This is a genomic window from Stenotrophomonas sp. YJH_SMC_40 (assembly GCF_059368615.1).
This window is the reverse complement of record NZ_JCAFRX010000002.1, coordinates 513,171-537,687: the sequence shown is the minus strand read 5'-3', so window position 1 is coordinate 537,687 and position 24,517 is coordinate 513,171. Positions and strand designations below refer to the sequence as shown.

General features: G+C 66.2%; 18 protein-coding genes and 1 riboswitch. Of the genes, 8 read left to right on the top strand and 10 right to left on the bottom strand.

The genetic code is table 11. From position 1 onward, the window contains the following. Window positions 1-30: 30 nt before the first annotated feature. The 3 genes from AC5P6X_RS05405 to AC5P6X_RS05395 form a co-directional block, all read right to left on the bottom strand. Window positions 31-966, bottom strand: coding sequence for a FecR family protein (locus tag AC5P6X_RS05405; RefSeq protein ID WP_049450526.1), 936 nt, complete (start codon window positions 964-966; stop codon window positions 31-33). A gap of 104 nt (window positions 967-1,070) precedes the next feature. Next, the gene (locus tag AC5P6X_RS05400) at window positions 1,071-1,571 is read right to left on the bottom strand and encodes an RNA polymerase sigma factor (protein WP_014038389.1); all 501 of its coding nucleotides are present in this window, start codon (window positions 1,569-1,571) and stop codon (window positions 1,071-1,073) included. Between the two features lie 72 nt (window positions 1,572-1,643). Next, window positions 1,644-2,117 carry a hypothetical protein gene (locus AC5P6X_RS05395; protein ID WP_005410934.1) on the bottom strand — a complete coding sequence of 158 codons (474 nt, stop codon included), beginning with the start codon at window positions 2,115-2,117 and terminating at the stop codon, window positions 1,644-1,646. 184 nt (window positions 2,118-2,301) lie between these two features. Between AC5P6X_RS05395 and ppa the strand changes: the two genes are divergently transcribed. Both ppa and AC5P6X_RS05385 read left to right on the top strand, forming a co-directional pair. Next, window positions 2,302-2,838: an inorganic diphosphatase gene (gene ppa, locus AC5P6X_RS05390; RefSeq protein WP_005410935.1), complete on the top strand. Its 537-nt coding sequence runs from the start codon at window positions 2,302-2,304 to the stop codon at window positions 2,836-2,838. A gap of 152 nt (window positions 2,839-2,990) precedes the next feature. Continuing rightward, complete coding sequence (locus AC5P6X_RS05385) at window positions 2,991-4,112, top strand: HDOD domain-containing protein (RefSeq protein WP_005410936.1); 1,122 nt, start codon at window positions 2,991-2,993, stop codon at window positions 4,110-4,112. A 57-nt stretch (window positions 4,113-4,169) separates the two neighbouring features. Here the strand turns inward: AC5P6X_RS05385 and AC5P6X_RS05380 are convergent, their stop codons facing one another. The 6 genes from AC5P6X_RS05380 to thiC form a co-directional block, all read right to left on the bottom strand. Then, complete coding sequence (locus tag AC5P6X_RS05380) at window positions 4,170-4,376, bottom strand: hypothetical protein (protein ID WP_005410937.1); 207 nt, start codon at window positions 4,374-4,376, stop codon at window positions 4,170-4,172. A gap of 179 nt (window positions 4,377-4,555) precedes the next feature. Then, window positions 4,556-7,519: a TonB-dependent receptor plug domain-containing protein gene (locus AC5P6X_RS05375; protein ID WP_005410938.1), complete on the bottom strand. Its 2,964-nt coding sequence runs from the start codon at window positions 7,517-7,519 to the stop codon at window positions 4,556-4,558. A 49-nt stretch (window positions 7,520-7,568) separates the two neighbouring features. After that, window positions 7,569-8,468 carry a helix-turn-helix transcriptional regulator gene (locus tag AC5P6X_RS05370; protein WP_005414398.1) on the bottom strand — a complete coding sequence of 300 codons (900 nt, stop codon included), beginning with the start codon at window positions 8,466-8,468 and terminating at the stop codon, window positions 7,569-7,571. 114 nt (window positions 8,469-8,582) lie between these two features. After that, complete coding sequence (locus AC5P6X_RS05365) at window positions 8,583-10,913, bottom strand: winged helix-turn-helix domain-containing protein (protein WP_329757242.1); 2,331 nt, start codon at window positions 10,911-10,913, stop codon at window positions 8,583-8,585. Window positions 10,914-11,182: 269 nt separating this feature from the next. After that, window positions 11,183-11,854, bottom strand: a complete 672-nt coding sequence (locus AC5P6X_RS05360; RefSeq protein WP_005410941.1) for an ion channel — start codon at window positions 11,852-11,854, stop codon at window positions 11,183-11,185. A 138-nt stretch (window positions 11,855-11,992) separates the two neighbouring features. Further along, window positions 11,993-13,837 carry a phosphomethylpyrimidine synthase ThiC gene (thiC, locus tag AC5P6X_RS05355; protein ID WP_495215343.1) on the bottom strand — a complete coding sequence of 615 codons (1,845 nt, stop codon included), beginning with the start codon at window positions 13,835-13,837 and terminating at the stop codon, window positions 11,993-11,995. An 82-nt stretch (window positions 13,838-13,919) separates the two neighbouring features. Next, window positions 13,920-14,020: riboswitch (TPP riboswitch) on the bottom strand. 220 nt (window positions 14,021-14,240) lie between these two features. On the opposite strand from thiC, the gene AC5P6X_RS05350 reads away from it, so the two are divergent. Next, window positions 14,241-15,818: a BCCT family transporter gene (locus AC5P6X_RS05350; RefSeq protein WP_049450532.1), complete on the top strand. Its 1,578-nt coding sequence runs from the start codon at window positions 14,241-14,243 to the stop codon at window positions 15,816-15,818. Window positions 15,819-16,377: 559 nt separating this feature from the next. Here the strand turns inward: AC5P6X_RS05350 and ggt are convergent. Further along, on the bottom strand, window positions 16,378-18,096 hold the full coding sequence (gene ggt, locus AC5P6X_RS05345) for a gamma-glutamyltransferase (RefSeq protein WP_495215342.1): 1,719 nt from the start codon (window positions 18,094-18,096) through the stop codon (window positions 16,378-16,380). A 657-nt stretch (window positions 18,097-18,753) separates the two neighbouring features. Here ggt and ilvC point away from each other — a divergent pair. The 5 genes from ilvC to AC5P6X_RS05320 all read left to right on the top strand — a co-directional run bounded on the left by ilvC (window position 18,754) and on the right by AC5P6X_RS05320 (window position 24,509). Then, window positions 18,754-19,728, top strand: a complete 975-nt coding sequence (gene ilvC / locus AC5P6X_RS05340; RefSeq protein ID WP_049450533.1) for a ketol-acid reductoisomerase — start codon at window positions 18,754-18,756, stop codon at window positions 19,726-19,728. 38 nt (window positions 19,729-19,766) lie between these two features. Then, entirely contained in the window at window positions 19,767-21,503 is a 1,737-nt protein-coding gene (gene ilvG / locus AC5P6X_RS05335; RefSeq protein ID WP_005414404.1) for an acetolactate synthase 2 catalytic subunit, read from the top strand. Then, a complete protein-coding gene (locus AC5P6X_RS05330) occupies window positions 21,487-21,738 on the top strand; it encodes an ACT domain-containing protein (RefSeq protein WP_005410947.1) in 252 nt (83 codons plus the stop codon). Before ilvG ends, AC5P6X_RS05330 begins: the two co-directional genes overlap by 17 nt. A 96-nt stretch (window positions 21,739-21,834) precedes the next feature. Continuing rightward, a complete protein-coding gene (locus tag AC5P6X_RS05325) occupies window positions 21,835-22,926 on the top strand; it encodes a threonine dehydratase (protein WP_049450535.1) in 1,092 nt (363 codons plus the stop codon). Continuing rightward, window positions 22,923-24,509, top strand: a complete 1,587-nt coding sequence (locus tag AC5P6X_RS05320; protein WP_049450537.1) for a 2-isopropylmalate synthase — start codon at window positions 22,923-22,925, stop codon at window positions 24,507-24,509. Before AC5P6X_RS05325 ends, AC5P6X_RS05320 begins: the two co-directional genes overlap by 4 nt. Window positions 24,510-24,517 lie beyond the last annotated feature (8 nt).

Here is a 24,517-nt window from a genome sequence, read left to right as displayed (position 1 = left end):
TCGGGAACATCATCCACGCATGGCGTGGATCTACTGATGGATGATGGCGACGCCGAGCGGCAGGCGGGTGACCTGCAGACCTGCCGTCGCCGCCAACGCGTCCAGCGCCTGTTCCGGGCGATCGATGCGCAGCGCCGCACTGATCGCCGGCAGTCGCGACAGATCACCGCGCACGAACGTCGGGCCGGCACGATAGCGCCCCACCCATTGCACGGCGTCGGCGACGCTGGCCTGCTCCAGCAGCAGCTCGCCCTGGCGCCATGCACCCACGCTGTCGGCCGCCACATCCTGCAGGCGCGTCACGCCGCTGCGCTCGCCATAGACGGCGCGCTGGCCCACCTGCAGGTAGGTCCAGCCACCGTCGGCCGGGCTGGCCACACGCACCCTGCCTTGCCCGACCTGGGTTTCCACCCGGTCATCGCCACGCGCGACGGTGAACGCGGTCGAGATGTCCTCAACCACGCCATTGCCGGCACGCACGCTGAAACGCCGCTGCGCATCCGGGCTGACCTCGAACCAGACGCGCCCGCGCAGCAGCTCGACCTCGCGTGCGTGCGCATCGAAGCGCACGGCGATCGCGCTGTCCGCATCCAGCACTGCGCGGCTGCCATCGGGCAGCGTTACGTTCTGCACGACGTGCGAGCTGCGATGGTCGGCCTGCAGCCGCAACCAGGCCTCCGGCCATGCCACCAGCATCGCCAGCACAGCTGCAGCGGCCATCGCCCAGCGCATTCGATGCGGGCGGCGGCGTTCGGCACACCGGGCCAGCGGGCGTGGCCCGACACTGCGCCACAGCGTGCGCTCGTGCTCGAAGGCCCGGCGGTGCCCCGGCTCTGCCAGCCAGCGCTCGAACTCGTGCATGCGTCCCTCGCCGATGTCACCCGAGGCCAGCCACGCAATCCAGCCCCGGGCCTGTTCGGCCAGGGCATCGTCATTGGCGGCGGGCAGCGTGTTCGGCGGGCTCATCGGCTGGCGGACAGGCGCATTCAAGCGCGGGCGGGGGAACTAGACCGCATCCACGGTCCAGTGATCAAGACGTTTCAGCGAGGGCCAGGCCCAAGCCGGAGCGATCATCGGCCGCTGCGCGCCCAGGCCAGGCGTTGCAACGCGGTGCGCACATGGTTCTCGACGGTGGTCACCGACACCCCGAGGCGGCGGGCGATCTCGGCCTGGGTCAGGCCCTGCAGGCGGTTGAGCCGGAAGATGGTGCGGGTCGGCTCCGGCAGGTGTCCGGCCGCATCCAGCACACGCTGCAGCTCGTCCTGGGCCATGGCCTGTTCCTCGGTCGAGATGACCTCGTCCGGCCCCCACAGATAGTGGTCGGCCAGCAGGCGGTTGCGCCGGGTCGATTCGCGGCCGTGGTCGGTGGCCAGGTTGGCGGCCAGCCGGTACAGATAGGCACGCGGATTGTCGATGGCCTGGCTGTCATCGACGCCACGCGCCTTGAACCACACCGCCTGGATCACGTCCTCGGCGCCGTTGTCGCCCCCCAGGATGCGTTGCACCCGGCGCAGCAGCGCAGGCCGCTCGCGGATCAGCAGTTCGGTGAGGGAGGCGGCATTGGAGGACATGCGCGGAACCGGGACGACAGGCGGAAGGCGCCGCGCATGCTACTCCGTTAATGAGAATCAGTCACGTTCGCATCAATGGATGCACCCGGTCAGCCCGTCATAGACGCTCTGCGAGGTCCCCGGCAACGGGTCATGCAGTGGATTGCGGGCGGCGAGCGCGGCATGGAAGGCCTCCACCGGTGTGCCAGGCACCAGCGGCAGGCGGCACAGCCAGGTCGGTTGCCGGGCGACGATCGCACCGTCATGCCGCGACACAGCCAGGTCACTGGCGGCAAATGCCCACAGGCACTCATGCACCGTGCCGCGTACCGCGTCCACCGAGCAGCGCAGGCGCAGGGCGCGGATATCGCTGTACTCGCCTTCGCAGAAGGTATCGCCGCAGATCGCGTCGAACCCGTACTGCAGACGTCCCTCCAGGGCAAAGAAGCGGTCCCAGTTGGCTTCCTGCCGCGGGTAGTCGATCAGGTCGACGTAAGGAGAGGCCTGGGCCAACGGCGCAACCAGCAGCATGCAGAACAGGGCGAACGGCAGGGCAGACACTTTCATCGGCGGACTCCTTGGCAAGGTCGATCCAGCCTGCGCCCCCGCACCGGCCGGCCCTATCAGCCAACCCCGGCCTGCCGCGTGGGTCCCTGCCCCACGCAGCGGTCAGCCCCTCCCTCTGCACAGCGCCCGGCAAAGGCATAAAATGGGGGGCTATCCGTCTATATCCCCCACCTGGAGCACGACCATGGGTCTGGAACTCGTCTCGCCCGGCAAGAACCCGCCGGAAGAAATCAACGTCATCATCGAGATCCCGAAGGACTCGGAGCCGGTGAAGTACGAAGTGGACAAGGAAACCGGCGCGATCTTTGTCGACCGCATCCTGTCCACCCCGATGCGTTACCCCTGCAACTACGGCTACGTGCCGAGCACCCTGTGCGGCGACGGCGATCCGGCCGACGTGCTGGTGGTGCTGCCGCTGCCGCTGGTGCCGGGCTCGGTCGTGCGCTGCCGTCCGGTCGGCGTGCTGAAGATGAGCGATGAGGCGGGCAGCGACGAGAAGATCCTGGCCGTGCCGGTCTCGAAGATCTTCAGTGGCTACGCCCACGTTGAAGACATCGCCCAGGTCTCGAGCCACTGGCTGGAGCGCATCGGCCACTTCTTCGAGCACTATAAGGACCTGGAGAAGGGCAAGTGGGTCAAGCTGGACGGTTGGGGCGGCGCCGCTGAGGCCAAGCAGATCCTGATCGAGGCGCACCAGCGCCACCTCGACAGCAAGGCCTGAGCCTGAACCGGATCGCTCCGGCGGTACCCTGCCGGAGCGATGCGGGTCACGTTTCATGATGACGGCACATCACTCTTGCTGCCGTATTAGGTAAATTGCGTCACTTCACACGTCATCGACATCCATCGTCGAGACAGCCAGGGGAATGTGTCGTGCGTATTCTGCTTGTTGGGGATGCAGCCAGCCTGCCGGCTGAGCTGACCGAATTCATTGCCGATCTTGGGGAAGACTGGCAGCCGCTGACCGCCACCGATGGCCAGACCGCGATGACCGCGGTTGCCACCCAGGGCGTGGACGCGGTGATTGTCTGCCCGCAGCTGCCGGACCTCAATGCCACCACGCTGCTCGGCCAGATCAGGACCCTGCGTCCGGAAACCATCCGCATCGCGCTGGTGGACGCACAGCATGGCAACCGGCCGCCGCCGGCACGCCTGATCGGTGTCGCTCACCGTTTCCTGCCGTTGCCACTGGCACCGGAAGTACTGCTGGAAGCGCTGACCAGCCTGGAAGAGCTGCGCGAAGTGCTGGACAGCCCGCGCCTGCGCGATGCCATCGGCCGCATCGAGAAACTGCCGTCGCCGCCGCACCTGTACCTGAGCCTGACCCAGGCGCTGGAGCATGATGACGACGCCGACAGCGCCGACGTGGCCAAGCTGGTGGCCGCCGATCCGGCCATCGCCGCCAAGGTGCTGCAGTTGTCGAACTCGGCGTTCTTCAGCCAGGGCCGCACCATTGCCGACCTGCGTACTGCAGTCACCCGGCTGGGCCTGGCCACGCTGCGTGACCTGGTGCTGGCCAGTGAAGTGTTCTCGGCACCGACGCTGTCGACTGCCGAACGCAACTCGCTGCAGCAGCGCGCCCTGCTCGCCTCGCGCCTGGCCGCACGCCTGCTGCCCGAATCCAGTGCCGAACTGGGCGCAACTGCGGCACTGCTGGCCGACATCGGCCTGCTGCTGCCCGGCGTACGCAACGAGCGCACCGAGCCGTCGCTGGCCGGTGATACCCGCCCGGGCCATGCCGAAGCCGGTGCCTACCTGCTGGGGCTGTGGGGCCTGCCGATGCCGATCATCGAAGCGGTGGCATTCCACCTGCAGCCGCAGCGCGCCAACACCCGCAGCTTCTGGGTGACCGGTGCGGTGCACGTGGCCCTGGCGCTGGTCAACGGCGACCCGGTGGATGAGGACTATCTGCAGCGCGCGGGCGTGCTCAACAAACTGCCGCAGTGGCGCGAACATGCCAACAGCCTGATGGGGCTTACGCCGAGCGAAGCCTGAGTTCCGCCGGCAATCCACACGATGAAGGCGCGTCCGCAGGGACGCGCCTTCGTTGCATCAGGGCTGCGCGCAGTGGTCGTACACGCAGCGCTCGAACAGGAACTGGCAGTACGCCGCATCCTCACCGGCCTTGATGCAGTTGCTGCGCACCTCCGCGCAATAACGGCCATTGGCACACACCAGCGGACCGGCCGACACACTGCCGGCCAGGCTCAGGACGGCGAGAACTGCAGCAGCAAACATACGTGGCATCGCGTTGTTCATTTCGCGCTCTCCTCGGTCCGGAATGGACCTCTGCGAACCTACCAGCGGTCCAGTTGCGACAAGCGTGACCTTTGTCGCTGAACTGCCCTATTCAGAATTTCCCGACCCGGCTCTGCCAAACGCAAAGAGGGCGGGCCTTGCGGCCCGCCCTCCTCGTCTTGCCTTCAGGCTTCGATGGATCAGAAGCGCTGGTTGTACTGGATGAACAGGAAGCGGTCGTAATCCAGCATCGGGTCCAGCTGCACGGCACTGGCGTTGGTCACCGCGTAGGTGATCGGCGGGGTCTTGCCGAACACGTTGCGGGCACCGACGGTCACGCTGCCGTTCCACGGGGCCTGCCAGGTGGCCGAGATGTCGTGATAGACGATCGCGCCCTTCTTGTTGGCACCCAGGCCACCGCTCCAGCCACCGTTCTCGGTGTAGTAATCGGGCTGGTTGCACTCCAGGCCATTTTCCTGGTCGTAGCAGAAGTCGCGGAAGCCGCCGTAGTAACGCATGGTCCAGGTGGCCGACAGGTCGCCCTTGGTCCAGGTGCTGGCCAGGGTGCCGCGGACACGCGGGTAGTTCCAGTAGCCTGCGTAGTCATCCCATGCAGCACCCTTGGTGGCCTGCTGACGGAAGCTGGTCAGGTAGTTGGTGTCCAGGTTGAACGACAGGGTACCGAAGCTGTATTCCGGCATGCGGTAGCGGACGCCGAAGTTGTAGCCTTCGGTTTCCAGCGAGCCCAGGTTCGCGTTGCCGCGGCTCAGGCCGGTGACCTGCTGGCCGTTGGCGACGTCGCCACGGCTGTACTGGTCACAGAAGGCCTGCACACCGTTCTGGTAGCACTGGTTCAGCACGTAGTTCGCCGACAGCGCGGTGATCACGTTGTCGACAGTGATCTTGTACCAGTCCAGCGAGACGTTCAGGCCGCTGACGAAGCTCGGGCTCCAGACCAGGCCCGCGGTGCGGGTCTTGCTGGTTTCCGGCTGCAGCTTGTCGTTGCCCACACCCGAGTTGAACGGGTTGTTACCCTGGGTGTCACGGGCACTGATCGGACGACCGGCAGCGTCGGTCTGACGGAAGTCGGACGCCAGGCCTTCAGCACCGCAACGGGCTGCAACGGCCGGGTTGCTGCGCTGGCCGAACACGGCATCACACGGATCGGTGAACTTGTCGAAGGTCTGCGAACCACCACCGAACGTGTCGTCCAGGGTCGGGGCACGGAAGCCCTCGCCGTAGGTCGCACGCACCAGCAGGTCGTCGATCGGCTTCCAGGTCACGCTGAACTTGCTGTTGACCGTGTTGCCGAACTTGTCGTAGTCCGAGTAGCGGCTGGCGATATCCAGCGACAGCTCCTTGGCACCCGGCAGGTCACGCAGCAGCGGCACCATCAGTTCCAGGTAGAACTCGTTGGTCTTGTACTTGCCTTCGGTCGGCTGCGCGGCCAGCTCGGTGGTGTAACCCGAGGAGGACAGTGCGTCCGGGTGATCGTAGCCCGACACTTCGCGATGCTCGTAACCGGCAGCGAAGGCGAACTCGCCCGCATCGCCCGGCATGTCGAACAGCGAACCGGTGATGTTGGCGAAGTACTGCTTGCTCTTGCTCTGGCCGGTCGAGTTCAGCAGGGTGTTGATGTACTTCAGCGCATCCGGGGTCGCGGCGCTGGCGCCGCCCAGCAGGTCGAACGGAACGCAGCTGCCCGGGCTGGTGCCCAGCGCGATCGGGTTGGCAGCGGTGCCGCACTGGGCGACGCCGTTGGCGTTGATGAACGACGGGCCGAGGGCGTTCTTCAGGGCCAGCAGGTTGATGTTGCCCGAGCTGGTCTGGGTCACGTCGAACTGGTTGTAGTTGATGCCCACATCCCAGTCGAACGGACGGTTGTTGAAGTCGAAGTTGCCTTCCAGGGCCGCGTCGAAGTGCAGCGACTTGACGTTGTTCTGGGTGATGCGCGGCAGTTCGAAGATACGACGGCCCCAGCCACCGATGTCAACGCCGGCGCCCGGGTTGGCCCAGTTGCCCAGCGGGTTGTAGATGCTGTCCTTGCTGATCGCCACCGGGAACTGCGGCTGCGAGGTACCGGTCAGCGGGTAGCCGGCGATCTGGCGCTTGGAATCGCGCTCGGAGTACATCGCCGTCGACTTCAGACGCAGGTTGTCGTTGATGTCGTAGCTGGCCGAGGTGAACATGGTCTTCGACTCAGCGCCCTGGTTCAGCATCATCTGCTGCGAGGCGTTGTAGTAGTCGTCCAGACCAATCAGGTGGTAGTTGTTGAAGTTGTTCGACGGCTGGCCAACGCCGACCGGGGTGTCCCAGGAACCGGTGTGGTTGACCACCCAGGTGTTCGGGACCCACTTGCCAGCCTTGTTGTATTCGCCAGCACCGGCGGTGCCTTCGGCACGCGGATCGGTGAAACGACCCCACGGGCCGGCCGGGCTCAGACCGTCTTCCTTGTGGCCCTGGCCATAGGAGTACTTGGTCAGGCCACGATCCTTGGCCCACACCGGATCTTCCTTGATGTAGTTCGCACCGAACACGATCGAGGAGCGCTCGCCGCTGGCACCCAGGGTCAGGCTGTACTGGGTCTTGGAACCGTCGCCGTGGCTGTTCTGGCCATAGTAGGCACTGGCCTCGGCGCCGTCGAAGTTCTTGCGCAGGATGATGTTGACCACGCCGGAGATGGCGTCGGAACCGTAGATCGCCGAGGCGCCGTCCTTCAGGACTTCAATGCGCTCGATCAGCGAGGTCGGGATGGTCGACATGTCGGTGAAGCCGGCCAGGCTGGTGCTCCAGCGCTTGCCGTTGACCAGCACCAGCGTGCGCTGCTCACCCAGGTTGTACAGGCTGACGTACTGGCCGCCCTGTTCCGGGTTGGACGCCAGCACGGCCGCCTTGCTGAAGGTCTGGGTGCCCGCCACGGACAGGTTCTGCAGCAGGTCGCCGACGCTGACCAGGCCCGAACGCTGGATGTCCTCATGGCTTACGGTGAGGACCGGCTGGGAGGTTTCCACATCCACCGAGCGGATGCGGGAGCCGGTGACTTCCAAGCGATCAAGGGTGGTCGGGGCACTGGCTTCCTGTGCGGAAGCAAATGCCGGTGCCAGCGCCAGCGCGATGCCGGCGGGCAGCAGGCCCAGCCGCACGGCAGGGGTGCGAACGTTCATCAATCTCTCCAAGGTACGTGTTAGTAGCGTGTTAAAACGCTCCAGCACGTTACGATTGCGTTGCGATGCTGTATTTGCGCGACCCAACCGTAGACTTTGCAGAGTGTGGCGGGAGCAAGCCGCCGTTTTCCCTGAACCGGGAAGCAGACTGCCCGTAACGGGCGCGGAAGGCCCGCGCGAAGCTGCAGCAGTTGTCGAATCCGCTGGCCGCGGCGACCTCGCCCACCATCATGTCGGTGTCGCGCAGCAGATCGGCGGCCCGCTCCAGGCGCAACCGTGCCGAAAGCGACTGGGGGCTCTCTTCATACAGGCTCTGGAAGGTCTTGGAGAGGTACCAGCTGGAGAAGTTGGTCAGCTCGGCCAGTTCGCCGATCCGCACCACGCGGTGGCTGTTGCCCTCCAGATAGAGACGGGCGCGCTGCATGCGGCCGAACACCTGGCGCTTGCGGCTGCGTGAGCGACCGGGGCAGCGCTGTACGTTGTCGGCCAGGTCACGCTGCAGGCCGGCCAGATGCAACAACAGCGGGCGCAGCGCCTGCGCTGGCAGGCCGCTGTCGAGCGCATCGCGCCACAGGCGCAGGGCAACGCGGGCGTCGCCGCGGCTCATGCGACCACGACCGGCATACAGGCCGCAGTCGGCCATCTCGGACAGCACCCGCATCGCCTCCGCAGTCAGGCTGAGGCCCACGCACAGTCCGTTACGGCCGGCCTGCACCAACGGGCGCGACTCCTTCTCGAAGGCAATCCACTCACCATGGCGCAGGCGGAAACGCCCTTCCTTGGCTTCCACCCAGGAACTGCCCCGCACCTGCAGCCAGACAGTGAAGCTTGACCCTGCGGTCTGCAGGCTGCCGAGCCGGGCCACGCCCATGCAGGTCGGCGCGAGATCGTCCAGCGCCTTGTCGAGGGAGACGGTTTGGCCACGATCGGCCAGCGAGAGTTGACGCATGGGGCACCACGGGTTTGCCTGATACAGGCTTCCGTTTTGCCTAATCAGGCGTCAGCCCGTCAGGAAAATCCGCCGAGATCGCCACGAATTCGCGGCGAGAACTCCACGAAAAAATCACGAAGAGATATTTTTCTTCAGGATCAACGACTTGAGAAAGGCCGGGAACAGTGCCGGCGTCAACCGGGGCAGCTGCATGACGCCGATGTCGGCACCATCGCTGACCGCCAGGGCGACGTACAGGTCCCGGCCATCGGCGCTGGCACTGATGCCGTTGCCCGCACTGAGCCGCTGCCGGTCCAGGCAGCGCTCGGGGGCTTCGGTGCCGGCCTGGATATGGATCAAGGTCGTACCGCATTCGGTCGAGTTGCCGAGATACCCGATGCCACCGGTGCCCGCCACCGTCCAGGTGCGATAGCGCCATCGGCTTGGTCGGTCTTCACTGACCTGCTGCACGCTGGCCGGGGACAGTGCCGCATCCACCGACCACAAGCCGCCGGATGCCAGGCGTGTGAACAGCACGCGGCCATCGCCGCGATCGAAACGCGCCTGGGAGACGCCGTCGATACTGGCCAGGCGGCGCCAGGGGGTCACGCTGCGATCGAACAGGCTCAACCGGGTGCGTTGCTCTGCATCGCGCTCGACTACCAGCAGCTGCTCCGGGGTTGCCCCGTACAGGGCCTGCAGCGGCTGATCCACCGGAACCGGCAGCGGTTGCAGGTGCTCGTCGCGCGGGGCGATCTCGTAGACAACGGTACGCCCATGCTCGTCACGCCCGACCACCAGCAGCTGGCGGCTGTCGGCCGACCAGTCCGGCGCCTGCCGCCCCTCCGGACGCAGGCCCTCGATCGGCCGCAGTGAGTCGGGCCGCTGCATGTCCGCCCACCACAGCGCGAAACTGCCGGAACGATCGGAGGTGAAGACCAGCTGGCGACCGTCGGGCGCCGCCATCGGCTGCCCGTCGCGCCCACTGGACGCGAACAGCCGCTCGGCGCTGCCGCCGGCCATCGGCACCTTGAACACGCCGAACTGGGCACGGCGGTGAACGAAGGCCAGCACGTCGCCGTGGCGCGACACCGCAGGCCACTGTGCGTCGTCGAGGCCGGCATCACGCAAGGTGCGGCGCTCCACGTCCAGGTAGTACAACCGCACCTCGCTGTCCACGCGCCGGCCGAACACGATGCTGCGCCCATCGCCCAGCCAGGCCCAGCCACGCTGTTCGGCGGATTCGTTGGTCAACTGCTCCAGCTCACCGCCTCCGGCCGGCATCCGCCACAGGTCGCCCATCTGTGGATTGCGCACGAACACCAGCCACTTGCCGTCGGGCGAGTAGCGTGGCGCGTAGTCAAAATCATCCTGATCGACGGCGTAGTCCAACGCCCGCCACTGGCCGCTGGCCAGGTCGAGCACACGGATGCCGCGATGGGCATAGCGGCCCACCATGCTGCCAAAGACCAGGCCGCGGCCATCCGGTGTCCAGTCGAAGCTGAGCAGCTCGGTTCCATCGCAACGGGTCGCCTGGCGCACGCCGCCGCCAGTGGCACTGGCGATCAGCACCTGGCAACCGCCGTCGGCTCCAAAGCGGGCAAAAGCGATCTCGCGCCCGTCCGGTGACCAGCTCGGGAAACGGTCACTGGCCCCCTTCGGCGGCAGCGCCAGCTGCCGGGCCGGCGCATTGCCCGAGGTCTGCACCTTGATCACACCACCTCCGGCGCCATCCTCGTTGGCGCCTTCGTAGGCAACCTGGGAGCCGTCCGGCGAAAGTGTGGGATAGGTTTCAAAACCACTGGTGGCGGTGATCAGGCGATAGGGACGCTGCGGGCTGCCGATCACCCGCACGCCGTTCTCGACCGCTGCATCCACCGGTGAACTCGGCTCCGGCCCGCGCCGCAGCAACAATGTGGCCATGACCAGCAGCGCGGCCAGCATCATCACGCCCAGCACCCACAACAGCTGGCGGCGCAGCTGGCGCCAGCCACGCCGGCGTGAAGGCGCTGCCGGCACGGCCAGCGCCGGAATCGTGCCGGCACCGTCCGGCGACGGCATCACATCCGCAACGGCCACCGCATCCACTTCCGCTACCGGCTCGAAGTCGTCCAGCGCCTGCACCGGTACCAGCAGCCGATAGCCGCTCTTGGCGATGGTCTCGATGTAGGCCTGGCCATTGTCGTCGTCGTTGGCGAACGCCTTGCGCAGCTGGGTGACGGCCTGGGTCAGCACGTCATTGGTCGGCAACGTATCGGGCCAGACCTCGGCAAACAGCTCTTCACGGGTGACCACGCGCCCAGGCTGCCGCATCAACACGCGAAGTACGCCCAGCGCTTTCGGCGTCAGCCGCCGCGGACGGCGCGCGCCTTCAACCTCGACCTCACGCGAGGACAAGGTAATGACACAGTCGCCGACCTGCACGCGGTCGGCGTCAATGGGCGTGAGTTCGCTGCTGTTCATTTTCCGCTATACAGTAGGGACGGGACCTGGGCAGGGCTCACCAGCAATACCGTCCCCACCGTCCCTGGACAGGGCCATCGAAAAGCCAGATTCCGCACAAAGCATCGGCGCATACCGCAAAAACAATAACGCCCCCGGATATTAGCCTAAGCCGGTTACCCCGCCTATGACGGGGTCGACACTCAGGCTCTCTCTCGCCGACGCATTCACATAATCTGCATCACCATTCGCGCCCTTATGGGCGCGAAATTTTTATCTGGCGTTCATTTTCACATGCGCCGAAGCATGGTCAATCCGACCAGACGCGACACCACAAGGCCGATATACATGACGCCTGCGAACTGTTCGAGCATCACCAGGGCCCGTGCCTGCGGGTGCAACGGCACGACGTCACTCAATCCAACTCCGGACAACAAGCTGAAGCTCAGATAAAGCAGCTCCATCCAACTGCGCTCGGGGCCGGCCGTCGCACCCTGGAAACTGCCTGGATACCACTGTTGGCACACCGCGAATGCAAAGGCGAACCCCCAGGCCAGCAGGGTGAAGGTTGCCCCGGCCGCGAACAGTTCGTCGCGTGTTACTCGATGGTCCTGCAGCATGTAGGCGATCAATGCCCCGGCCGTATAGAAGTACAGCAGGCTTTCCAGCAGCTGCGCGGTGGTCAGCAGCGCGCTGCGGTCCAGCAGCGCGCCAGCCAGCGAGAACACCACCGATGGAATGGCCAGCAGCAATGCCAGCCAGGTTCCCAATGGACTGCGCTGGACCACCCACAGCGCCAGGCCGAGTACCGCCATGCCGAACATGCCCAGCGCCGCCCGGCCAGCGGCGGTGTCATCGAGGGCGGGATACAGCAGTACCGCGATCAACTGGGCGGCCAGGAGCCAGGCCGAAGGATGGCGGCGGGCGATGGCCAGCCAGCGGGTGGTCGTGGCAACGGGCATGGCGTCCTTTCCCCTGGGCGATGCGCGGAGGATAGCCGGGCGCGGCGTGATGAACGGTAGTGCCGGCCATTGACCAGCACTCTCCCCGGTCCGTGCACGACGGAATGCTGGCCAGCGGCCGGCACTACCCGTTACCCGTCACCCCTGGCGGTAGACCTCGGCCCCGCCAGCACGGAACTCCTGCGACTTCTCCTTCATGCCGGCCTCGGCGTAGTCGCGCACGTCCTGGGTGATCTTCATCGAACAGAAGTGCGGTCCGCACATCGAGCAGAAGTGGGCCAGCTTGTGCGCGTCCTTCGGCAGTGTCTCGTCGTGGAATTCCTTGGCCTTTTCCGGATCCAGGCCCAGGTGGAACTGGTCCTGCCAGCGGAACTCGAAGCGCGCCTTGCTCAGCGCGTTGTCGCGTACCTGTGCGCCCGGATGCCCCTTGGCCAGGTCGGCCGCGTGCGCGGCAATGCGATAAGCCATGATGCCGTCGCGCACGTCCTGGCGGTTGGGCAGGCCCAGGTGCTCCTTCGGCGTCACGTAGCAGAGCATGGCCGTGCCAAACCAGCCGATCATCGCCGCGCCGATCGCACTGGTGATGTGGTCGTAGCCCGGCGCGATGTCGGTCGTCAGCGGGCCCAGCGTGTAGAACGGCGCTTCGCCGCATTCGCGCAGCTGCTTGTCCATGTTTTCCTTGATCAGCTGCATCGGCACGTGGCCGGGGCCTTCGATCATGGTCTGCACATCGTGTTTCCAGGCGATCTTCGTCAGTTCACCCAGCGTTTCCAGTTCGCCGAACTGCGCCGCGTCGTTGGCATCAGCGATGCAACCCGGGCGCAGGCCGTCGCCCAGCGAGAAGGTCACGTCGTAGGCCTTCATGATTTCGCAGATGTCTTCGAAATGCGTGTAGACGAAGTTCTCCTTGTGGTGCGCCAGGCACCACTTGGCCATGATCGAGCCGCCGCGGCTGACGATGCCGGTAACACGCTTGGCGGTAAGCGGCACGTAGCGCAGCAGCACGCCGGCGTGGATGGTGAAGTAGTCCACGCCCTGCTCGGCCTGCTCGATCAGAGTGTCGCGGAAGATCTCCCAGGTCAGTGCCTCGGCGCGGCCGTCAACCTTCTCCAGGGCCTGGTAGATCGGCACGGTACCGATCGCCACCGGCGAGTTGCGGATGATCCATTCGCGCGTCTCGTGGATGTGCTTGCCGGTGGACAGGTCCATCACCGTGTCACCGCCCCAGCGGATCGCCCACACCAGCTTCTCCACTTCCTCGGCGATGCCGGAAGACACCGCGCTGTTGCCGATGTTGGCGTTGATCTTGGTCAGGAAATTGCGGCCGATGATCATCGGCTCGCTTTCCGGGTGGTTGATGTTGTTGGGCAGCACCGCACGGCCACGGGCGATTTCGTCGCGCACGAACTCCGGGGTGATGACTCTCTGGATCGACGCACCGAAGGCCTCGCCCGGGTGCTGCTGCAGCAGGCCGGCATCGCGGATCGCGTCCAGGCGCTGGTTCTCGCGGATGGCGACGAATTCCATTTCCGGCGTGATGATGCCGCGGCGCGCGTAATGCATCTGGGTGACGTTGGCACCGGCACGTGCACGGCGTGGCAGGCTGCGCGCGGGGAAACGCACCGCGTCAAGCTTCGGGTCATGCTCGCGATCGCGACCGAACGAAGAACTCAGTCCTTCAAGCTGCTCGGTATCACCGCGCTCTTCCACCCAGCCGCGACGCAGTGCCGGCAAACCGGCGGACAGATCGATGCGCACCTCCGGGTCGGTGTACGGGCCCGACGTGTCGTAAACGGTCACCGGCGCATTCTCTTCGCCACCGAACAGCGTCGGCGTACGGGTCAGCGCGATCTCGCGCATCGGCACCTGCAGATCCGGGCGTGAACCGGGCACGTGGATCTTGCGCGAGCCGGGAATGGGCCGGGTCACGGATGCGGAGAGTTGCTGGGCCTGTTGCTGCAGGGCTGAGAGCTGTGCGTTCATCGGGCATCGTCCAGGAAGGTCAGGGACGAAGCGGCGGCGCACGGCACCCGCACACGAACGGTCCTTGGGCGGAGTCCGGGCACGGCTGCATTGCAAAGCTTCCCTACGCCGGTATGAGCCGGATCAGGTTCCAAGGGACTGTCTCAACCGTGGCCACATGGCCCGGTACCCCCGCTTCTTGGTGCGCATTAGAGCATAGACCGCCCGCCTCCGGGATCAGATCGCCATTCGTTAACGGAACCATGACGTCGCGTTCAGTAACGTGCACGCCATCGCGTTGCTGAGATCGATGCGTTCCCCGCCGCCTTCGCGGCCCCTGCCCGGTCCGTGCTGCATGCCGCCGGCCCTTCGCCGCAAGCTCTGCTCGCTCCCCTCAATCGCCCTTGATCGGAGAAGCTCCTTCATGGTGTTTCGCGTTTCCATCGCACTGGTTCTGCTGCTGGTGCTGCTCGCCGGTATCGCCCCCGGCCCCTTCAACACCGTGGTCCAGTCGATGCTGGCAGAAGTCATCCGCAGTGTCGGCTGGCTGTACCTGCTGGTGGTGTTCCTGGCGCTGGTGTTCCTGATGTACCTGGCGTTCGGCCGCTTCGGCAACCTGCGCATCGGCGGCGAGGACGCCGAACCCGAGTTCTCGCGTGCCAGCTGGATGTCGATGCTGTTCGCCGCCGGCATGGGCATCGGCCTGGTGTTCTGGGGTGCGGCCGAGCCCATCTCGCATTTCAGCAAGCCGCCGGAAGGCCTGGCGCCGCAAAGCCTGGATGCAGCGCGCGCATCGATGCGCTATGCGTTCTTCCACTGGGGCCTGCACCCGTGGGCGATCTACGCACTGATCGGCCTGGCGATGGCCTGGTTCCAGTTCAACCGCAATGGACGCGGCCTGGTCAGCGACATGCTGCAGCCGATCATCGGCCGCCACCATCGCGGCTGGATCGGTCGGGTGGTCAACATCGCCGCCGTAGTTGCCACTGCGATCGGTGTCGCCACCACGCTCGGCTTCGGCACCATCCAGATTGCTGCCGGTATCGAACGCGTCTTCAGCGTGCAGGCTACCGTCGCCGTGCAGATGACCATCATTGCCGTCGCCTTCGTGCTGTACATGGCCTCCACCGCCAGTGGCGTAGAGCGAGGTGTGAAGTGGCTGTCCAACTTCAACCTGGCGTTGGCTGCCCTGCTGGCGGCCATCCTGCTGGTGCTGGGGCCGACCGGCTTCATCTTCGATACGTTCACCACCACGCTGGGCTCCTACCTCAACCAGCTGGTGACGATGAGCCTGCGCATGTCACCGTTCTCCGGCAGCACCTGGGTGGCGGACTGGACGATCTTCTACTGGGCCTGGTGGATCTCGTGGGCGCCGTTCGTGGGATCGTTCATTGCGCGCATCTCGCGCGGCCGCAGCGTGCGCGAGTTCGTGATCGGTGTCGTGCTCGCACCGACGCTGCTGGGCTTCTTCTGGTTCGCGGTGTTCGGCGGCACTGCGTTGTGGGCACAGATCTTCGGCCACGCCGATCTGGTGCAGGCGCTTGGCAATGGCTACGAGACGGTGTTGTTCACACTGTTCAACAGCATGCCGCTACCGCTGTTGCTGTCGTGCATCGCGCTGGTGCTGCTGATGATCTTCTTCGTGACCTCGGCCGATTCGGCGGTCCTGGTGCTGGCCAGCATGTCCACCGACGAGGCTGGCGACCCACCGTTGAAGCGCAAGCTGGCCTGGGGCATTGCGGTGGCACTGATCGCAGCGGCGTTGCTGCTGGCCGGAGGCCTGGACGCGCTGCAGGGCATGATCACGATCGCGGCATTGCCATTCGCGCTGCTGATGGTGCTGGTGATGGTGTCGCTGTACCGGGTGCTGGACCAGGAGTACACGCGCGAGCGGCGGCAGGCGCAGCGCCAGCGGCACATGATCGATGCGTGGATCGCACGCGAGATGGCGGCGCAGGAGGAGACGCAGGCCGAGGCAGCGCGCGCGCACGATCAGGATTGAGGGTTGTTTTGCAGCCTGCGGCTGCACCGCTTTTTTCAAGCAACGGCAACAACAACTTCAAAAGCGGCTCTGGATTTCTGCTGGTTTGGCGGGGAGGGGGCCGATGGCGGGACACGCCGCAAGTACGTCCCTGTAGGCTCGGCCACGGCATCCATGCCGTGGACGGTCCCGCCATCGGCCCCCTCCCCGCTTCCGACAATTTCCCGGTGACGGTTGGTTTTCCACGCTATGCGTGGATGAGGTGTATCGGAAAACAAGAAGGGGTCGGATCCGTTTTCCTTCGGAAAACGGATCCGACCCCAACCCACAGCGCGCGGCTGTTGCTGTTGCCTTTGCTTTTGATCTTCTTCTTTTTCTTCCTGCGGTGGCGGCCACGGAAACTGTCAGGGGCCGGGCGGGTGGGCTGGGCGGGGGTGTCAGCCGCATGGATGCGGCTGCCAAGCTTCCAGGGACGGATTCACGCCGTCCCCCGAACAGCCCACCCGCCCGGCCCAATCACATGATCCCGCTTCCACGAACCACCACCGCAGAGGGGGCTCAGCCCGGTGGCCGGGAAACCTCAATACCCCGCCGCCTGCCCGTCCTTGGGGCTCTCCGACGCACCGTAATACATCCCGCTCTCGGGATCGCGCATGATCGCCTGGTACCCGCCATAAGGCCCATCGGCGAACACGATGCGATGCCCCTTGCGCATCAGCGCACGCACCGTCTCGTACGGGAAGCCGGTTTCCAGATTCACTTCACCACCGTCGGTCATCGCCGTGGCCTGACCCGTCGGTTCAGTCGAGCCTTCGTGCTGGATGCGCGGCGCATCACCGGCTTCCTGCAGGTTCATCCCGAAATCCACCAGGTTCATCACGATCTGCGCATGGCCCTGCGGCTGCATCGCGCCGCCCATCACGCCGAAGCTGGCATACGGCTTGCCGCCCTTGGTGATGAACCCCGGAATGATGGTCTGGAATGGACGCTTGCCCGGCGCGTAGCCGTTGGGATGGTTCTTCTGCAGCACGAACATCTCGCCACGGTCCTGCAGGATGAAACCCAGACCGGGCGGTGCCATGCCGCTGCCCATGCCACGGTAGTTGGACTGGATCAGCGAAACCATCATGCCGTCGGCGTCGGCCACGGTCATGTAGATCGTGTCGCCCTCCTCCAGCTGCTTCGGCGTGCCCGGCTGCACTTCCTTCAACGCCTTGTCCATCGAGATCAGCGCACGACGCTGCGCGGCGTACTCCTTGGAGATGAGCTTCTGCACCGGTGCCGGCTGGAACGCCATGTCGGCGTAGAAACGCGCACGGTCGGCAAAGGCCAGCTTCTTCGCTTCGACAAACAGGTGCACGTGTTCCGGTGAACCGAACGGGATCTTCGAGAAGTCGTAGCCTTCCAGCACATTGAGGATCTGCAGTGCGGCGATGCCCTGGCTGTTCGGCGGCAGTTCCCAGACGTCGTAGCCACGGTAGTTGCTGCTGACCGGTTCGACCCACTCGCCATGATGGTCAGCCATGTCCTGGTAGCTCAGGTAGCCACCGTTGGCCTTGAAGTAGTCGCCGATGGTGTGGGCGATCTCGCCCTTGTAGAAGGCGTCGCGGCCACCGTCGGCGATCTTCTGCAGGGTGCTGGCCAGGTTCGCGTTCTTCCACATCTCGCCCTTGCGCGGGGCGTGGCCGTTGATCGTGAACTGCTCCTTGAAGCCCGGGTACTGCGACAACTTGGGCACCGAGCGGTCCCAGTAGTAGGCGATCACCTCGGCCACCGGGTGACCCTCGCGGGCGTAGCGGATGGCCGGCGCCAGGTTGCCGGCCATCGGCTTGCGACCGAAGCGGTCGTGCAGCGCGAACCAGCCGTCGACGGCACCCGGCACCGACACCGGCAGTGGACCGGTGGCCGGGATGTCCTTCAGGCCACGGCGCTGGAACTCGGCCAGGGTGAGCGACTTCGGCGAGCGGCCCGAGCCGTTGTAGCCGTAGAGCTTCTGCGTCTTCGGGTCCCACACGATGGCGAAAAGGTCGCCGCCGATGCCGTTGCCGGTCGGCTCCATCAGGCCGAGCGCGGCGTTGGCGGCAATCGCCGCGTCCACTGCCGAACCGCCGCCCTTCATCACGTCCAGCGCGATCTGGGTGGCCAGTGGTTGCGAGGTCGCGGCCATCGCATGCGGGGCGATCACCTCTGAACGGGTGGCGAAGGTGTGGCCGGTGATGCGGTCGGCGGCGAAGGACAGCGCGGGTACGGCAGCCAGTACGGCGGCGGCGAGCAGGGAACGGGCAAGGCGTCGGGACACGGTCGGGTTCCGATGGACGGGTGGTTCCCCGATCTTCGCCGCTGCGGCCTTCACGCGGTATCGGACAGACGTCATGGACGTTGATCCTTGGGCGGAAAAATCCACCGGATTCCGCGCAAAAACCGCCCCGAAAGGAGTGAATTCGGGTTCACCGAAACACTTTCAGCAGCAACCATCCTTGTGCCGCAAGCGATTGCGCTGGATGCAGCGGAAACCGATAGAAAATCCGTCGCGAGGGTTGACACCGCCGAAATGGCTGTGTTTCTCTCGATCACATGTTGCACCACAACACGCCACCGCGAACCCACATCGAAGCCGCCGACACCGGCGCCGCCTCGCTGCGTTCGATTCTTGTGCTCGTACTTATTACCCAACCAACAGGTGCGGGACGAGCCAGCGTGTAAGCAACACACACACCGGAACTCTTCAAAAACCCGCACCCGCCCCGGTGCGGGTTTTTTCATTTCAGAACCTGGTTTCAGACGCAACCACCATGACCAACGCTCATCGCACAACCCGGACCTGCACCACCACGCCTCGTGGTGGCTGTGCCTGTGCGATGCGCGGCGCCTCCTCCACCGCTTTCCCCTGACCGGCCGGCACGTCACCTCGACGACCGGCCGTTCTTTTTTCTTCCCACCGCAAGGAACCTCCCCCATGAGCACCAACGACCTGCCCCAGACCAAGATCGCCGTCATCGGCTACGGCAGCCAGGGCCGCGCCCACGCACTGAACCTGCGCGAATCCGGCTTCGACGTGGTGGTAGGCCTGCGTCCGGGCGGGCCGACCGAAGCCAAGGCGCAGGCCGATGGCTTCACCGTGATCGCGCCCGCCGAGGCCGTGAAGGACGCCGACCTGGTTGCCGTGCTGACCCCGGACATGGTGCAGAAGAAGCTCTACAACGACGTGCTGGCGCCGAACATGAAACAGGGTGCATGCCTGCTGTTCGCGCACGGCCTGAACGTGCATTACGGGATGATCGAGCCGCGTGCCGACCTGGACGTGGTGCTGGTCGCGCCGAAGGGCCCCGGCGCGCTGGTGCGCCGTGAGTACGAGATCGGCCGTGGCGTGCCGTGCATCTGGGCGGTCTACCAGGATGTCAGCGGCAAGGCAGCGCAGCATGCGCAGGCCTATGCGGCCGGCCTCGGCGGTGCGCGCGCCAACCTGATCCAGACCACCTTCAAGGAAGAGACCGAAACCGATCTGTTCGGTGAGCAGGCGGTGCTGTGCGGCGGTGCCTCGGCGCTGGTGCAGGCCGGTTTCGAGACCCTGGTCGAAGCCGGCTACCAGCCGGAGATCGCCTATTACGAAGTGCTGCACGAACTGAAGCTGATCGTGGACCTGTTCTATGAAGGCGGTATCTCGCGCATGTTGGAGTTCATCTCGGAGACCGCGCAGTACGGCGACTACGTCAGCGGCCCGCGCGTGATCGATGCCGGCACCAAGGAGCGCATGAAGGAAGTGCTGAAGGACATCCAGGACGGCACCTTCACCAAGAACTGGGTGGCCGAGTATGAAGCGGGCCTGCCGAACTACAACAGGTTCAAGCAGGCCGACCTGGAGCACCCGATCGAAAAGGTGGGCAAGGAACTGCGCGCCAAGATGGTCTGGTTGCAAGGACAGGCCGCGTAACCACGCGGCCTCCCCCACCCGCTTTGCAAGGTTCCCCCATGAACTCTTCGACACATCGCAGCGCGCCGCCCAACGGCGCGCGCTGGCTGACCCAGGCGCTGGAGGCCGAAGGCGTCCGCACGCTGTTCGGCTATCCCGGTGGCACCATCATGCCGTTCTACGACGCGCTGGTGGATTCGTCGCTGAAGCACATCCTGGTACGCCATGAGCAGGGCGCGGCGCTGGCCGCCAACGGCTTCGCCCGCGCCAGCAACCAGGTGGGCGTCTGCGTGGCCACCTCCGGCCCGGGCGCCTCGAACCTGGTGACCGGCATTGCCGATGCGATGCTGGATTCGGTACCGATGGTCTGCATCACCGGCCAGGTCGGCACGCCGCTGCTGGGCACCGACGCCTTCCAGGAACTGGATGTGTTCGGCCTGACGATGCCGATCGTCAAGCACAGCTGGCTGGTGCGCAGCGTCGATGACCTGCCGCGCGTGGTGGCCGATGCGTTCCGCATTGCCCGTGAGGGTCGCCCCGGCCCGGTGCTGATCGACCTGCCCAAGGATGTGCAGCTGGCCGATGCCAGCCATCTGCCGGCGCATGTGCCCAGCAGCGTCGAACCGCCGCCGGCCCCGGCCGAGGCCGCCATCGCCGAGGCCATCGCCGCGCTGGCGGCGGCCGAGAAGCCGGTGGTCTACGCAGGTGGCGGCATCGCCCTGGGTGATGCCGTGCAGGACCTGCGCGACTTCGTCGAGGCCAGTGCCATCCCCACCGTGATGACCCTGCGCGGCCTGGGTGCACTGCCGGCCCACCATCCGCAGTCGCTGGGCATGCTGGGCATGCACGGCACCCGCGCGGCCAACATGGCGGTGCAGGAAAGCGACCTGCTACTGGTGCTGGGCGCGCGTTTCGATGACCGCGCGACCGGCAAGCTGGCCGAGTTCGCGCCATTCGCCCGCGTCGTCCACATCGATGCTGACGCCTACGAGATCTCGAAGCTGCGCACTGCCGACATCGCCGTGCCTGGCAACGTCGGTCACGCCATCCGTGCCCTGCGTGCGGCCTTCCCCTCCCCCAGGGCCCACCAGGACGCCTGGCGCAAGCGCTGTGCGCAGCACCGCGACCGCTTCGCTGCCCGCTACGACGCACCGGGCCAGCACATCTACGCCCCGGCGCTGCTGAAGCGCCTGAGCGAGCTGGCACCGACCGATGCGGTGATCGCCTGCGATGTCGGTCAGCACCAGATGTGGGTGGCCCAGCACTGCCGCTTCAACCACCCCCGCAATCACCTGACCAGTGGCGCACTGGGCACGATGGGCTTCGGCCTGCCAGCGGCGATGGGTGCGCAGTTCGCCTGCCCGGAGCGCACCGTGGTACTGGTGTCCGGCGATGGCAGCTTCATGATGAACGTGCAGGAGCTGGCGACCATCGCCCGCTGCCGCCTGCCGGTGAAGATCGTGTTGCTGGACAACAGTTCGCTGGGCATGGTGCGGCAGTGGCAGGAACTGTTCTTCGCCGAGCGTTACAGCGAGATCGACCTGTCCGACAACCCGGACTTCGTAGCCCTGGCGCAGGTGTTCGGCATTGCCGCCACCCGCATCGACAACCGCGACGACGTGGAAGGCGGCCTGGCCGCGCTGCTGGCCGAGCCCGGCCCCGCGCTGCTGCACGTGGCCATCGATGCACGCGCCAACGTGTGGCCGCTGGTGCCGCCGAACACCGCCAACAGCACGATGCTGGAAAGCAATCCCGCCCACGCCCGCCAGGAGACCCCCAATGCAATACCGGCTTGACCTGGTGCTGCACCCGGCCGAAGGCGCGCTGCTGCGCGTGATCGGCATGGCCGAACGCCGCGGCTTTGCGCCGCGTGCGATCAGCGGTGCGCCGGTGGCCGCCGACGATGGCCGCTGGCACCTGCAGCTGGTCGTCGATGGCCAGCGCCCGGCGGAAACGCTGTGCCGGCAGATCGAGAAGATCTACGACTGCGTGTCCGTGCAGGTCACCGCCGTGGAAGGAGTATCACCATGAACACCCGTACCGTAGCGACCACGGTGCCGGTACGGAGGCGTCTTCTTCGCCGCCCGTGCCCGCATGCGGCGGTCTTCCGCACCGCGCTGGTGGCCCATGCCGGCCGCTGACACCAGCCAGGAAAGCGATGTCGGCGACGTAAGCGTCGCCGACGTCCTGGCAGCGCAGGCCCGCCTGCGCCGCTTCCTGCCGCCCACCCCGCTGCACCACGCCGAACGCTTCGGTACCTGGCTGAAGCTGGAGAACCTGCAGCGCACCGGTTCCTACAAGGTGCGCGGCGCATTGAATGCACTGCTGGCCGGCCGCGAACGCGGCGACACCCGGCCGGTGATCTGCGCCTCGGCCGGCAACCACGCCCAGGGCGTGGCCTGGGCCGCCTATCGCCTGGATGTGCCGGCCATCACTGTGATGCCGCATGGTGCACCCGCCACCAAGATCGCCGGCGTCGCCCACTGGGGCGCGACCGTGCGCCAGCACGGCAACAGCTATGACGAAGCCTACGCCTTCGCGGTCGAACTGGCACAACGCCACGGCTACCGCTTCCTGTCCGCGTTCGACGATGCCGACGTGATCGCCGGCCAGGGCACGGTCGGCATCGAGCTGGCCGCGCATGCCCCGGACGTGGTGATCGTGCCGATCGGTGGCGGTGGCCTGGCTTCCGGCGTGGCCCTGGCGCTGAAATCACAGGGCGTGCGCGTGGTCGGCGCGCAGGTGGAAGGCGTTGATTCGATGGCACGCGCGATCCGCGGCGACGTGCGCGAGATCGCACCCGTCGCCTCGCTGGCCGACGGCGTGCGGGTGAAGATTCCCGGCTTCCTGACCCGCCGCCTGTGCACCTCGCTGCTGGACGACGTGGTGATCGTGCGCGAAGCCGAGCTGCGCGAAACCTTGGTGCGGCTGGCGCTGGAAGAACACATCATCGCCGAGGGCGCCGGCGCGCTGGCGCTGGCTGCCGGCCGCCGCGTCGCCGGCCGCCGCAAGTGCGCGGTGGTGTCCGGCGGCAACATCGATGCCGGCGTGCTGGCCGGCCTGCTCACCGACATCCGGCCGCGCCCGCCGCGCAAACCGCGGCGACGGCGCAGCGAAACACCCCGCTCGCCCGCCAGGGCCAGCGCGCCGTCCTCCCCCACCTCTTCCCCTTCCCACCTGCAAGCCGCAACGCCCGCTGTCGAGGAGATTTCCCTGTGACCACCATCGAACGAATTACCACCCCGCGCATCCGCATCTTCGACACCACCCTGCGTGACGGCGAGCAGTCCCCCGGCTGCAGCATGAGCCCGCCGCAGAAGCTGGTGATGGCGCGTGCGCTGGACGAACTGGGTGTGGACATCATCGAAACCGGCTTTCCGGCCAGCTCGCAGTCCGACCGCGAGGCGATGGCCCTGATCGGCCGTGAGCTGCGCCGCCCGAGCCTGAGCCTGGCGGTGCTGTCGCGCTGCCTGCAGGCCGATATCGAAACCTCGGCGCGTGCCCTGGAAGCTGCGGCCAACCCGCGCCTGCACGTGTTCCTGTCGACCAGCCCGTTGCACCGCGAGCACAAGCTGCGCATGACCCGCGAGCAGGTGCTGGAATCGGTACGCAAGCATGTATCGCTGGCCCGCTCCTACATCGACGATGTCGAGTTCTCGGCCGAGGATGCCACCCGTACCGAGCTGGATTACCTGATCGAAGTCGCGCGCGTGGCGATCGCCGCCGGTGCCACCACCATCAACCTGCCCGACACCGTCGGCTTCACCACGCCGGAAGAAATCCGCGCGATGTTCCAGCAGGTCATCGCCGGCGTCGCCGACGTGCCGAACGCGGCCAACGTGATCTTCAGCGCGCACTGCCACAATGATCTGGGCCTGGCCGTGGCCAACTCGCTGGCCGCCATCGAAGGCGGCGCGCGCCAGGTCGAGTGCACCGTCAACGGCATCGGCGAGCGCGCCGGCAACTGTTCGCTGGAAGAGATCGCGATGGTGCTGAAGGTGCGCCAGGCCTTCTACGAGCAGGACAGTTCGATCAACACCCCGCGCATCGTCGGCACCTCGCAGTTGCTGCAGCGCCTTGTCGGCATGCCGGTGCAGCGCAACAAGGCCATCGTCGGCGCCAATGCGTTCGCCCACGAATCGGGCATCCACCAGCACGGCATGCTGCGCCATCGCGGTACCTACGAAATCATGCGCCCGGAAGACGTGGGCTGGGAGGACTCGCAGATGGTGCTGGGCCGCCACAGTGGCCGTGCCGCCGTTGAAGCTCGCCTGCGTGCGCTGGGCTTCTGGCTGGACGAAGACGAACTGAAGCTGGTGTTCGAGCAGTTCAAGGGTCTGTGCGAACAGCAGCGCGTGGTCACCGATGCCGACCTGCAGACGCTGATGCAGGGCGGCTCCAACGCACAGGGCTACCGCTTGGCCTCGATGACCATCAGCGATGTCGGCAGCCGCGCCAACGCACTGGTCGAACTGTCCGATCCGGATGGCAACCGCGTGGCCGAGACCGCGCAGGGCGACGGCCCGGTCGATGCGCTGTTCGGCGCACTGTCGGCCGCCACCGGTGTGCAGCTGATGCTGGACAGCTACCACGTGCACAGCGTCGGCATCGGCGCCGATGCGCGCGGTGAGGCCAACCTGAGCGTGCGCCACGAGGGCGTGGAGTACGACGGCACCGGCACCAGCAAGGACATCATCGAAGCCTCCGCGCTGGCCTGGCTGGATGTGGCCAACCGCCTGCTGCGCCAGCGCCAGGCTACCGCCCACAGCAACACCGACGTTCCCACCCCTGCCACCGCCTGAGGAACCCG